The sequence below is a fragment of the Megasphaera intestinihominis genome, assembly GCF_040096415.1.
Taxonomy (GTDB): Bacteria; Bacillota; Negativicutes; order Veillonellales; family Megasphaeraceae; genus Megasphaera; species Megasphaera intestinihominis.
Genome location: NZ_JBBMEU010000059.1, coordinates 1 through 13799, shown reverse-complemented (window position 1 = coordinate 13799; position 13799 = coordinate 1). Strand labels below are relative to the sequence as shown.

Below are 13799 nucleotides of genomic sequence, written 5' to 3'. Positions count from 1 at the left end.
AATCCATAAAATACCGTGGGGCGCACGGGAATCTACGCCTGTGGAGAGAGTGTAAGCCGCCGCAACTCTTTGGAGTCCGTGGCGCTGTTCTCGTTGAAGCAGGAAGCTCCCGCCTCTATAGGCGGGAGTACGTTCACATAATACTACTATGTATTCGTATATTCAAAATTCCATATTACATCAATTCTTTTGGAGGTTTCCTTGTTTTCTGCTATACTGAACTAATAATGTGTGTTAAGGTAATTTGTGACAGGTGTATAGAGGTGAAATCATGAATCGTAAACCGTATAGTGCCGGGGCTGTTAAATTTGCTTTCTGGTTTCCTGAGTTCCGTAAAGAAATCGCTATGATTTCTAAGGGGCTGAGTTTGGATGAAATCAAGACGGCTTGTCTTGAACACAATGTTTTTAATGCTTCAACGCCGGCCCGGGCCACGATGATATATCAGACAGTGACAGCACGGATTCAGGAACTGGATGCCAGTATTTATCCGTTATTCCAGCAGTCGGATCTAGCAACACAGAAATTGATCAACCTGACGGCTATCATGATGCATGAAAGCCTCTTTTTTGATTTTATGTATGAAGTATTCAAAGAAAAAATTCTCATTGGGACCAATGAGCTGAGTGATAAGGATATACGTATCTTTTTCCGCGACAAACAGCTACAGGACAGCAAAGCCGCAACCTGGACGGATCAGACGTTGCAACGTCTGGGGCGAACCTATAAAAGCTATCTTTTGGGAGCTGGCCTTTCTGACCGGGGCCAGAAGACGCGGAAATTATTCAAACCCATCCTGGATCCGGCTTTTGAAACTTGGCTGGTCCAGCAGCACCTGGAACCGATTATCAAAGCATTGACGGGAGTTTGATCAGCATGGCAGCACAGACAGTATCGCGTGAATATTATAAAAATCGCCGCAGCCTTTCCGAACGGTTTGCCGAGATGGACGAAAAAATCAAGGTGCCTTCCTTCCGACAGTCTACCGGCAAAGCCAATGAGGTCAACTACTGGGTATTCGACTATCCGCCGGAACAGGAACTGGAAGTCCGCAGTCATATTGAATGGCTGAAGAAACACAATCGCAAAGGTTTTGATGATTACGAATTAATTATATATGATTTATACGATATCATCATCGATCGATTAACGGAAAAAGGCTTTATTGAAAAGACCAAGAAGTTGGAAAGCCGAGGCGGTATCCAGCGTGTCGTAACGGCTATACAGCGGATGCTGAGGATTACCGACAAAGATAACTACCTGGTCCACTATATGGAAGAACATACGCCGGAAAACGCCGTTGTCCTGATTACGGGAATTGGCAAATGCTACCCTATTCTGGAAGCGCCGGAAGTGTTCAATAAAGTACTTTACAATTTGCCGCAAAAATTTGCCGCCACGCCGGTCATCCTGTTTTATCCGGGAACCTATACGGAACAAGAGCTGGTGGTTTTTAATGAATTCGTGGAAGATAGCTATTACCGGGCATTCCGCATAGCCCGCTAAAGAGGGATGAATCATGGAAATTAAAGATATGTTTGCCAAACCCATCGACCGTGACCTGCAAGGTGTCATCAAGGTCGGCGACATTGAAAATGAAAATATCCGGCAGGAGCTGGAAGAATACGTCGTGACGAAGGAACTGCAAAAACACTTTGCCGATTTTTTTGCTGCCTACAAGAAAGGAATCAACGGGACGACGCCGAAGATGGGCGTCTGGATTTCCGGCTTCTTTGGCAGTGGTAAATCGCACCTGTTAAAAATCTTTTCTTATCTGCTGGATAATACCAAAGTCGGTGGTAAAAGAGCCATTGACTACTTTATCGATGATCATAAAATCGAAGATCCGATGGTGCTGGCCGATATGAAACTGGCCGCCGAAACGCCGACAGATGTCGTCCTTTTTAATATCGACTCCAAGAGCGACTCCAATGGCAAAAAGGATAAGGACGCCATTGTCAACGTCTTCCTCAAAGTCTTCAACGAAATGCAGGGATTCTGTGGCACGATTCCCTATGTAGCCGACTTGGAACGCAATCTAACGGAAAAAGGCCGCTACGACGAATTCAAACAGAAATTTGCCGCTACCAGTGGTGAAGCGTGGGAAGATGCGCGACATGAATTCGACTTCGTCCAGGACGATATTGTCGATGTCCTGGTTGATATGGGGGTCATGTCGGAAGAATCGGCACGGAACTGGTGTGAGAAAGCCATCCAGCCCTATCGCATCTCCATCGAAGAATTTGCCGGCCGCGTCAAAAAGTATATCGACGAAAAAGGCCATAACCATCATGTCGTGTTCCTCGTCGATGAAGTCGGCCAGTATATCGGTGACGACCGCAATCTCATGCTCAACTTGCAGACCGTGACCGAAGATCTGGGCAGCGCCTGCAATGGCAAAGTCTGGGTCATCGTCACTTCCCAGCAGGACATCGATTCTATTATCAAAGTCAAAGGCAATGATTTCTCCAAAATCCAGGGCCGCTTTGATACCCGCCTGTCCCTGTCTTCCGCTAATGTCGACGCGGTCATCAAAAAACGTATCCTTGAAAAAAATGATACTGCCGCTCAGACATTGCGTCTCCTGTACGGCCAGGAAGAAACGACCATCAAGAACAAGATTGTATTCACCGACTCGGTAGAACGCAAATTGTACACAGGAAAAGACGATTTTGCCGCCGTTTATCCGTTCATCCCGTATCAGTTCAATCTGCTCGGTTCCGTCCTGACCGCCATCCGCACCCACGGCGCTTCTGGCAAGCATCTGTCCGAAGGGGAACGTTCCATGCTGGCCATGTTCAAAGAATCGGCGGTAGCCTATATGCATGAACAGCAGGGCACGATTATCCCGTTCTATGCCTTCTACACGCCGATGGAAAATTTCCTCGACCACAGCCATCGCAGTGTCATCATTAAAGCTTACGAAAATGACTATATTAACCCAGATCACAAGACCGGCGATGTCTTTGCCATTAACGTACTAAAAACACTGTTCCTCATCAAATACGTACAGGATATAACGCCGAATATCGACAATATTACGACACTCATGATGGATAATCTCGAGGAAGACCGGATTACCCTGAAGGGAAACGTCGAAGAGGCTCTGAAAGTCCTGATCCGCCAGATGCTGGTACAGAAAAATGGTGAATCCTATGTATTCTTGACCAACGAAGAACAGGAAATTAACCGGGAAATCGAAAGCGAAGATATCGACAATGCCGATGTCATTCACAAAATATCGGAAATGGTCTTTGAAGATATCTTCACGGACAAAAAATACCGCTATCCTAAATTCAACGGACGCTATACATTCAGCTTTAATCAGACCGTCGATGAATACCCCTATAAAGTAACAAAAGGCAACGATATCGGTATCCATATCCTGACGCCGGCTTCGGACATTACCGATGACGCTATGCTGGCATCTTTATCCATCGCACAGCCAGATGTCCTGATAGCCCTGCCCAATGACCGGGCCTTTATGGATGAAATCCAGACGTACTTGAAAATCGAAAAATTCCTGCGCCGCAATACGACGGCCTCGATGGTGCAGTACGAAAGTATCAAGGAAGGAAAACGGCTGGAAATGCGGGAACGCTATGACAATGCCCGCTTATTCCTGATGGAAAATCTGAAGAACGCCACCATCTACATTAACGGCAGCCCAGCGGATATCAAGGCCAAAGATGTCAATGTCCGCATTCAGGCCGCATTGCATCACCTTGTCGATAAAGTATACAACAAATTATATTATATTGATACACCTTTTGATGAAAGCAGTATACGCGAATTGTTTGACCAAAACGGACAGACTGCGCTCAATCTAGGCCAGACGCGCCAGGCCAACCAACTGGCTCTGGATGACGTACGGGCCTATATCCAGATGAATTCTCAGGCGCACCTGAAAACCTCCCTTAAATCTGTCAAAGACCGTTTCATGAAAGCTCCTTATGGATTTGTCGAAGACGATGTAGAATATCTCGTAGCCCAGCTGTTCCGTCAGGGGGATATTGCTTTTACTGTCAATGGGGCTCCGGTCAGCCTGATGAATAAAACGAAAGATGAAATCATCAGCTATATCACGAAAAAACAATTCGTAGAAAAACTGATGATGGAACAGAAAATTCGCATCTCCAGCAAGGCTAAAAATACGTGTAAAGCCATCATGCGAGCACTGCTGCAAATCACTCCGGCAACAGACGATGAAGACGAACTGATGCAGCATACCCGCAATGGACTCCAGAAATTGCTGTCCCAATTAGAAAAAGTACAAGTATATTATGAAAATAATGATGCCTATCCGGGAAAAGACGTAATCAGACAGGGAATCCAGCTATTGCAGGACATCCTGGCAACACGGTCTACGAAAGAGTTTTATAAAGGAATCGTTGATGCAAAAGACGATTTGCTCGATTTTGCCGAAGACTATGAACCAATCCAGGGGTTTTTCCAGGGTGAACAAAAGCAGATTTTCGATAACGCCCTGAACTCGATGAAGATTTATGATGACAGCAAAAACTATATCGTCAACCGAGAATTGGAAGATACGGTAAAAGGAATCAAGCGGATTCTGCACGAAGATAATCCATACCAGGATATTCCCCGCCTGCCGGAACTGCTGAATACATTTGGGAAGCTTTATAGTGCGGTCCTGGATGAACAGGAAAAACCGGTCTGCGATTCTATCTATAGTTCTCGTCAACGCGTCATGGATGTATTGCGGGAAAAATCCTATCAGGAAGAAAAGAAAGATTCCTATGCCCACCAGTTCGATGATCTGCTGCGAAGAGTGGAACGGTGCAATAACGTATCGACATTGCGCAGCTTTGCTGACCAGGCCGATGCATTGAAAATCCGCCTGCTTGATGAAATGACCGAAAAGGATAATAAACTGGTACAGGAACAGGCCGAAAGGAACAAAAAGAATGCTCCGGGCCAGTTCGGAACGGAAGAAAACACGCCTAAAGTTACGCCGCCTATCAAAAAGACAAAGAACGTAACCATCAAGGCCATGACCGGGACGGCTTCGTGGCGGTTGGAATCGCCTCAGGATGTCGATGCCTATGTCGAAGCTTTGCGGAAGAAATTGCTGAGCGAACTGGATAAAGACACCATCGTCAACGTTGAATTTTAATCAGGAAGGACAGGGATATCATGGATAAAACGGCCATAAAGAAATTTGCCATCTGGGCGAGAAACAAACTTATTGCCGACAGCATATATAGAGCGCGGCTCCTGGGCATCACCGATAAAGGGATACAGGCCCCGTTGCCTCAGTCGACGAAGGATGCCCAATTCTTCGATATCGGCTTAAAAGAACCTTCAGCTATTACTGGGGATGCTATCACTCAGCGGAAAAATCTCGTGGCCGTCATTCAGGAAAACGCGAAAGAAAGTACCTATCCGGAAGCTTTTTCTCATATCATGGAAGAAACTGCCTATACCTGGTTCAATCGTCTCATTGCCATCCGGTTCATGGAAGTCAATGACTACTTGTCTGCCCGTGTCTTGTCTTCGAAGACCCCGGAAAAAATCGAACCGGATCTGGTAACGTCGCCGTTCGATTCGGACTTGACGTTTAGTGAAGATGAATCACGGCAAATCGTAGATTGGAAAATGAATAATCAGACAGACGACCTGTTCCGTATGCTGTTTCTCAAGGAATGTAATGCCCTAAATGAACCCTTGCCCATGTTATTTGAAAAAATTGCTGATTATACGGAACTCTTGCTTACCCTCTCCATTTCTGACCGGGACGGCGTCGTCTGGCATCTCGTCCATGATATCCCTGAAGACGATTTCCGGGACCAGGTGCAGATTATCGGCTGGCTCTATCAGTATTACAATACAGAGCCGAAGGACAAAGTCTTTGCCCGTAAGAGCAGTGAAAAAATAAAGAAAGAAGACATCCCGGCCGCTACCCAGCTGTTTACGCCAGACTGGATCGTCCGCTACATGGTAGAAAATTCCCTGGGACGGTTGTGGATAGAAGGCCATCCCAATGAAGCTCTCAAAGAGCAATGGAAATATTATCTCGACGAAGCAGAACAGGAAGAATCCGTCCAGAAACAGCTGAATCAGATATATGCTGAACATAGTAAGCTCAATCTGGAAGGCCTGACCTGCCTCGATCCCTGCTGTGGCAGCGGCCATATCCTGGCCTATATGTTTGATGTGCTCATGCAAATCTATCGGAGCCGGGGCTATCGTGACCGTGATGCCGCTATCAGTATTGTCGAACATAATCTTTATGGCCTCGATATTGATGAACGGGCTGCCCAGCTGGCTTATTTTGCCGTCATGATGAAAGCCCGCCAGTATGACCAACGTTTCCTGAGCCGGGGCATCCAGCCCCATGTCTATGCCATCGAAGAAAGCAATGGCTTATCTACGTGGAAAGCTTTTTCCGGCAGTGATTTTGGCCAATTGACACTAGACCAAACTTATATTGCTCAGGCTGATGAATTGATTGACCTATTCCATGATGCCAAAGAATATGGCTCCATCCTCAAGGTAGAGCCGACAGATTATGACAATCTCCAGGACTATCTGGAAGAAATCCGGCAAAAGGGTTCGGAAAACATCCTCTTTGCCGCTTGGAGTGCAGAAATGGCCGACAAAATGCCAAAACTCATCCGTCAAGCCAAGCTGTTATCCAGAAAATATGATGTCGTCGTGACTAATCCGCCCTATATGGGCAGTAGCGGTATGAATGCCAAGTTGTCGAAGTATGTCAAGGATAATTATCCTGATAGCAAGAGCGACCTCTTTGCCGTCTTCATTGAACAATGTGGGGCTATGATTAAGCCGAATGGTTATCAGGCCATGATTACCCAGCACGCCTGGATGTTCCTCTCTAGTTATGAAAAGCTGAGGGAAAAGATATTGCAAAAGATGATCGTTAATATGGCTCATCTTGGCCCGCGTGCTTTTGAAGAAATCGGCGGTGAGGTCGTACAAACTACCAGCTTTGTTCTACGAAACGAATTTTCAAACGGATACCAAGGGGAATATTGCCGGCTTATCGAGCCAACGACACAACAGGGCAAAGAAGCAATGTTTTTATCGGCGCAAAATAGGTATGTAAGCCAGCAAGAAAATTTTGCTAAGATTCCTGGTGAACCGGTGGCGTATTGGGTAAGCGATAATTTTTTAAAAACGTTTGATAATCCTTTGCTTAATGAGTATGCTGACTGCAATAATGGATTCACTACAGGAAATAACGAACTATTTTTGAGATTATGGTTTGAAGTGATTATATCTAAAATTAATTTTAAATGTCCTTCTTTATATGATGCTTCTATAAGTCATAAAAAATGGTTTACTTATAATAAAGGTGGACAATATAGAAAATGGTTTGGTAATAATGAATATGTATTAAATTGGGGAAAAAATGGAAGCGAATTAAAAGGGTATGGACACCTAGTCCCAAGAAGTATTAGATATATGTTTAAGGAATCTATATCTTGGAGCAAGGTTTCATCGGGCATTTGTTCTTTTAGATATAAAGAAATAGGAACAATGTTTGATGTAGCGGGACTAAGTATGTTTCCGAAAGAAAATATAAAAATTCTTGGGTATTTACTTGGGTTATGCAATTCAAAGCTTTCCAAATATTTCTTGGAAGTGCTATCACCGACCCTTAATTATGAAACCGGACACATATCTAGAATTCCAATAATTTTTGATAAAATTGTTGAAAAAAAGATTAATAACATTGTCGATGAAAATATCTCCCTTTCAAAATCCGATTGGGATTCCTTTGAAACGTCGTGGGATTTCCAGACTCATCCTTTATTAGCTTCGTCTGCTTTGGATATGGCCGGCCTGATTACAGCAAAACAGCCGACGCTGGCCGAACGGTATGAACAGTTCAAGGCCATTTGCGAGGACCGTTTCGACATTCTCCAAGACAATGAAGAAGAACTGAACCGCATTTTCATCGACATCTATGGTCTACAGAGTGAATTGAACCCAGAAGTTGCTGATTATGATATTACGGTTCATCGAATCTTTGATTCTAAGAAAGACATTCCGCAAAGTATGTATAAAAAGGAAACAGATGAAAAAGGGAAAACTAAAAGTAAAGTGAGCCCGTATGTCCTGACGAAGGAAGACGTCATGAAGTCCCTCTTGTCCTATGCCGTAGGCTGTCTCTTCGGCCGCTATTCTCTGGACACGCCGGGTCTGGCCTATGCTGGCGGTGAATGGGATGCCGGTAAATACCAGACCTTTATTCCTGACAACGACAACGTCGTGCCCATTACTGACGAAGAATACTTTGACGACGACTTGTCGTCCTTCATCTGCGCCTGGCTGAAGAAGGCCTTTGGCCGGGAAAACTTTGAAGCTAACCTGGAATTCCTCACCGATGCCCTGGGGACCCGGGGTACTACTTCCAGAGAAAAGCTCCGCAACTATTTTCTCAAGAACTTCTACAAGGACCATTGCAAGACCTATCAGAAACGGCCGATTTACTGGCTCTTTGACAGCGGCAAGGAAAACGGCTTTAAGGCTCTCGTCTATCTCCATCGCTACGATGAAAACACCATAGGGCGCGTCCGTGCCGATTATCTCCACCGCATGGAACGGATTTACAGCAATGAAGTCAACCGCATGCAGGATGTTATCGACCACAGCCATTCGGCCCATGAAGTATCGGTAGCGGAAAAGCGGCTGGAAAAGATGAAGAAGCAGATCAAGGAATGTCAGGACTATGATGCTAAGCTGGGCCACCTGGCCCTGGACCAGATTCACCTCGACCTGGACGATGGCGTGAGAATCAACTATCGCAAAGTCCAGACCGGCCGGGACGGTAAATTTTACGAAGTATTGGCCGACTCCAAAGCTATCATGGCCAAAGATGCCCTCTGGCACGAATACCTTACGGAATGGCATCATGAACAATAGCGCTATCTTTTGAATATCTTGTGAACTTCGAAATTTATACGCGAGAGAACGCAAAAAAAGCGGATAACTAAGCGGTTCAAAAGGTATTGGCTATCTTTTGATTATCTTTTAATTATCTTTTGAGGAACGAGTGAATTATGGCAGAATTAAATCTCAAGCAAATAGAAGACAGACTTAATGAAGAGTTTCGTACAAGTGGAGACGAAAACCGGAAACTGGTCTTTTGGTATGATGATCGGGCTGAATTTGCCGAAGATGTAGATTCATTGCAACTGGATAACGCAAAAATCCTGCATCTTATGCCGGATAATCAGTTTGCTACCAAACTCTTCCTCGAACGCGAAGACCGGACCACGAATTACCTTATTTATGCCCCATTCTCCAAGCCCGACGTCCATGAGAACCATTTGGAAGATATACTGCTCTACTCGCGGCGATTTTACGCAGACCGGGCTTCTTTGCTCGCTGTCGACCTCGGCATCGGTGAAGAATGGAAGCCGGTCCTGGAGGCGCATATTCGCTTTTTTGCCAACAAGGAGCGGACGAAGAAGTTTTATGATCTGGGTATCAGCCAGTACGATGGAACGACGATTCGCCTAGGTATGATATGTGCTCTGGCAGGCGCCCGGACGTGTTCACTCGAAGAAGCACTGCGCATCGTCCTTGATGAAGAAAGCCAGGAAAACCATCGGATTTTTGACGAATTAGCCCGGTATGATTTGATGGATTCTTTTTGGGATTTGTGCGCCCGCCATTTTGGCCTGGCCTGGGAAAATCCAAGCATAGCCAAGCTGGTACTGGCTCTGTTTGTGACCTGTGCCGCTCATGAAATCATGGAACCCGTACCCAATAGTTGGGAACCTTTCAAAATGCGCAAGACCGGCAATGCCATTGCTTTCTTGGACAGCATGATGAACAGCGTCGTTTATCAGGCTGTTTTTGATAGGCTATCGCTCTTTGCCAGCCAGCAGCTCCATGTCGCAGATTCACTGAAAACGTACCCTCTGGAAAGCTTAATTGCCTGCGGCTGCTTTGCTGATGTCGATACGCTGCTGATCCAGTGGATCGCCGGTCGGCTGGAATCTGAAGACGTGGATGCGCATTTGGGTGATTATCGTATTCTGGCACTCTGTGAATTTCGCAAAAAGACACATTTCGGCCAACAGCGGGAACATATATATGACATGTTTATCTGTGCCATCAGATTGGAAATGTTGACAAGACAGTCATATCCTGATGGTTTCCAGAATATCATCAAAGACTATAAAAATCATTTGTACCAGGTTGATACAGATTATCGCCATTTTTATTATCACTTAGATAGACTTGCTGATGCCAGTGCTTATGAACCGTTGCGTATATTGATTGAAAATATATACACTAATGAATACTTGGGCAAATTATTGCCGGAATGGAATGCGGGAATCATGGAAGATAAGGCTTTGTCGGTGATTCCCCTGCAACGTGATTTCTATGACCATTATGTAGCTAACAGTAAAGACCGGGTCGTAGTCATTATTTCCGATGCGATGCGTTATGAAACAGGGCGGGAACTCTTTGACCGCCTGGGCGATAATCCCCGCAGTGAAGTGAAAATTGAGGCTATGCTCAGCACCTTACCATCATATACACGGCTAGGCATGTCGGCTCTCCTGCCCCATCAGAAGCTGGAATTGTCCCCGGAAGGGAAAGAACTCGTCGACGGGGCATACTGTATCGATATCCAGAGCCGGGAAAAAGCATTACAGGCTCGGCAGCCGCTGGCCCGCTGTGTATCCTTTGATGATTTGAAACACATGAAAACACGGGATATGCGGGATATTTTTACAGGCCAGCAAGTCATTTACGTATATCATGACCAGATTGATGTCCGCGGCGAACATGCCGAGGATGAAGTGTTCCAGGCCTGTGAAGAAGCCGTGAAAGAAATCCTGGATTTCATCGAGAAAGTCCATAACGGGGCTAATACCCATCATTTCATCGTGACGGCAGACCATGGGTTCATTTACAAGCGCAATAAGGTGCAGGAATCGGATAAAATCGGCAACGTTCATCATCATGATATTGTGAAACGGCGTTACATCATCTCGCAGGAAGGAATTCAAGAAGATGGTGTACAGAACCTGAATCTCGGCTATCTGCTGGGGAACGAGGACAACCGCATGGTTTCTTTCCCCATTGGGACAAGTGTCTTCAAAACGCGGGGCAGCGGCGGTCAGAATTATGTACACGGTGGTTCTTCGCCGCAGGAAATGCTGGTCCCGGTCATTGATGTCCATATGGAACGGGGCAAGGCGGATGTGCGGACGGTAAAAATCCGCTTCATCAACACCATCAGTAAGATTACCAATCTCATTACGACGCTGGATTTCATCCAGTCGGAACCGGTCGGGGAGACTGTCAAAGAAGCCACGTATCTGATTGGTTTTGTAGATGCCGAAAGCCAGCCTGTTTCTAATGAAATCACACATGTGGCTGACAGCCGGGAAGAAGACCCGGCCAAGCGGACATTCCGGATCCGCTTTACGTTCAAAAATCAGGAGTATGATGTCAGCCAGTCGTATTTCCTGGTCATCAAAGACGCGGAAACGGGCATAGACGTATTCCGCCATCCGTTCATTATGGATCTTCCCTTTGCTGGAGATTTTGGCTTTGATTTGTGATGAACGCAGAGAGGAAGGATTGATATGGAGACAGCAGGTGGAACCACCAACCGGGAAGAAATCCGCCAGAAATTGAAGACTCATTTCCCAGGGAAAATCGTCCGCAAGGATTTGACGAAAAAAATCAAAGAAGGGGCCAATGTCCCTGTGTACGTCTTGGAATTTCTATTAGGTCAGTATTGCAGCTCTGACGATGAAGAAATCGTCAAAGCGGGAGTGGAAAACGTAAAAAAGATTTTATCTGCCAATTTTGTGCGCCCCGATGAAGCGCAGAAAGTACTCTCAGTCCTGCGTCAGCACGGCAGCCACACCGTCATCGATATGATTACGGTCAGCTTGAATATCAAGCAGGATTATTATGAAGCCTCATTTTCCAATCTGGGCCTGACCGGAATCCCCATTGCTGATGAATACCCGGAAAAATACGACCGCCTTTTGTGCGGCGGTATATGGTGCATCGTACAGCTGAATTATGACGCAGAAGGAACGGAGAACCTGGATATCATTCTGCCCAGTGAAAATAGCCCTCAGTCAAATAACCGGAGACAGAAGAACATCTATCCTATTAGTATCCGCAATCTGACGCCCATCCAGATGCCTCATGTTGACATGGATGAATTAAAGCGCGGCCGTCAGGCTTTTACTAAAGAAGAATGGATAGATGTCATGCTGCGCTCGACCGGTATGGAGCCGGACTCTCTGTCATATCGTGAAAAGTGGCTGCTCCTTACACGTATGATTCCGCTTGTGGAAAATAATTTCAACCTCTGTGAACTGGGGCCGCGCAGTACGGGGAAATCCCATTTATATAAGGAAATTTCTCCCAATAGCATTTTAGTCTCTGGAGGTCAAACTACCGTGGCTAACTTGTTTTACAATATGGCAAGCCATCAGGTCGGTTTGGTGGGCCTGTGGGACTGTGTAGCCTTTGATGAGGTAGCAGGCATCAAATTCAAGGACAAAGACGGCATCCAGATCATGAAAGACTATATGGCATCGGGATCCTTTGCCCGGGGCAAGGAAGAAAAAGCGGCTTCGGCATCGATGGTCTTTGTCGGCAATATCAACCAGTCTGTCGATGTCCTGCTGAAAACGTCGAGCCTGTTCGACCCGTTCCCGCCAGAAATGGGAACGGACACGGCTTTCCTCGACCGTATCCATTGCTACAACCCTGGTTGGGAAATCCCTAAATTCCGGCCTGAACATTTCACCGACGATTACGGATTCATTTCTGATTATCTGGCTGGATTCATGCGAGAACTGCGAAAAGAGCAGTATGGTGACGCCCTGGATGCCTATTTCCGGCTGGGGAAAAATCTGAACCAGCGCGATACTATTGCGGTCCGCAAGATGGTCGGCGGATACATCAAGTTGCTGCACCCGGATGGCCGTTTTAGCAAAGACGAAGTAGAAGAAATATTGCAAATGGCGCTGGAGATGCGCCGCCGCGTCAAAGAACAGCTCAAAAAGCTAGGCGGCATGGAATTCTACGACGTGAATTTTTCCTACATCGACAACGAAACTTTTGAAGAACACTACGTCTCCGTGCCGGAACAAGGCGGCGGCAAACTCATTCCTGAAGGCCTCTGCAATCCCGGGCAGGTCTATACCGTTTCCCATGGGAAAAACAACATGATCGGCGTATTCCGCCTGGAAAGCCAGATGCTGCCGGGCAGCGGGAAATTTGAACGCACCGGCATCGGCAGCGACAGAGAATGCAAAGAAGCCGTCAACACTGCCTATAACTACCTAAAAGCCAATGGCAGGCGTATCAGCGGCAGCATTTCGACGACCGCCAAAGACTATATCATCAACTACCAGGACCTTCAAGGCATCGGTATGACCCATCGCTTAGCGCTCCCGACGCTCATCGCTATTTGCTCCATCGCCCTGAACAAACCCGTCCAAAGCTCCCTCGTCGCCCTTGGTGAAATCAGTATCAGCGGTACACTTATGAAAGTCGACGAACTGGCCAACACCTTGCAAGTATGCCTCGACTCGGGCGCAAAAAAAGTCCTGCTTCCCATTACATCCGCCGCCGATTTGGGAACGGTACCACCTGAATTAATCGGAAGTTTTCAACTGATATTTTATAGTAATCCTGAAGATGCTGTCTTTAAAGCCTTGGGAGTAGAATGATGCTATGTATAATGGGCCTGTGAATTCAGACCAGTACTGAAAATTTTAAGAGTGCATGATATAGTATTAAGTAACGAAAATTGG

6 protein-coding genes are annotated in these 13799 nt (G+C 46.2%); all 6 read left to right on the top strand.

What is annotated here, in order from left to right; genetic code table 11:
- Positions 1-271: 271 nt before the first annotated feature.
- The 6 genes from WMO23_RS09125 (at position 272) to brxL (ending at position 13715) form a co-directional block, all read left to right on the top strand.
- A complete protein-coding gene (locus tag WMO23_RS09125) occupies positions 272-871 on the top strand; it encodes a DUF1819 family protein (RefSeq protein WP_292299265.1) in 600 nt (199 codons plus the stop codon).
- A 5-nt stretch (positions 872-876) separates the two neighbouring features.
- Positions 877-1506, top strand: coding sequence for a DUF1788 domain-containing protein (locus WMO23_RS09120; protein ID WP_107195317.1), 630 nt, complete (start codon positions 877-879; stop codon positions 1504-1506).
- A gap of 13 nt (positions 1507-1519) precedes the next feature.
- Positions 1520-5137: a BREX system P-loop protein BrxC gene (gene brxC, locus WMO23_RS09115; protein WP_349173833.1), complete on the top strand. Its 3618-nt coding sequence runs from the start codon at positions 1520-1522 to the stop codon at positions 5135-5137.
- A 20-nt stretch (positions 5138-5157) separates the two neighbouring features.
- Positions 5158-8913, top strand: a complete 3756-nt coding sequence (pglX, locus tag WMO23_RS09110) for a BREX-1 system adenine-specific DNA-methyltransferase PglX (RefSeq protein WP_349173831.1) — start codon at positions 5158-5160, stop codon at positions 8911-8913.
- A gap of 137 nt (positions 8914-9050) precedes the next feature.
- Positions 9051-11576 (top strand): BREX-1 system phosphatase PglZ type A, encoded by a 2526-nt coding sequence (pglZ, locus tag WMO23_RS09105; protein WP_349173829.1) that lies wholly within the window; start codon positions 9051-9053, stop codon positions 11574-11576.
- A 24-nt stretch (positions 11577-11600) separates the two neighbouring features.
- Positions 11601-13715 carry a protease Lon-related BREX system protein BrxL gene (gene brxL / locus WMO23_RS09100; protein WP_349173828.1) on the top strand — a complete coding sequence of 705 codons (2115 nt, stop codon included), beginning with the start codon at positions 11601-11603 and terminating at the stop codon, positions 13713-13715.
- Positions 13716-13799: the final 84 nt, after the last annotated feature.

Excerpts from the sequence above, each read along its gene's own strand:
- WMO23_RS09125 (WP_292299265.1), top strand. The coding sequence starts at position 272 with ATGAATCGTAAACCGTATAGTGCCGGGGCTGTTAAATTTGCTTTCTGG.
- WMO23_RS09120 (WP_107195317.1), top strand. The coding sequence starts at position 877 with ATGGCAGCACAGACAGTATCGCGTGAATATTATAAAAATCGCCGCAGC.
- brxC (WP_349173833.1), top strand. The coding sequence starts at position 1,520 with ATGGAAATTAAAGATATGTTTGCCAAACCCATCGACCGTGACCTGCAA.
- pglX (WP_349173831.1), top strand. The coding sequence starts at position 5,158 with ATGGATAAAACGGCCATAAAGAAATTTGCCATCTGGGCGAGAAACAAA.
- pglZ (WP_349173829.1), top strand. The coding sequence starts at position 9,051 with ATGGCAGAATTAAATCTCAAGCAAATAGAAGACAGACTTAATGAAGAG.
- brxL (WP_349173828.1), top strand. The coding sequence starts at position 11,601 with ATGGAGACAGCAGGTGGAACCACCAACCGGGAAGAAATCCGCCAGAAA.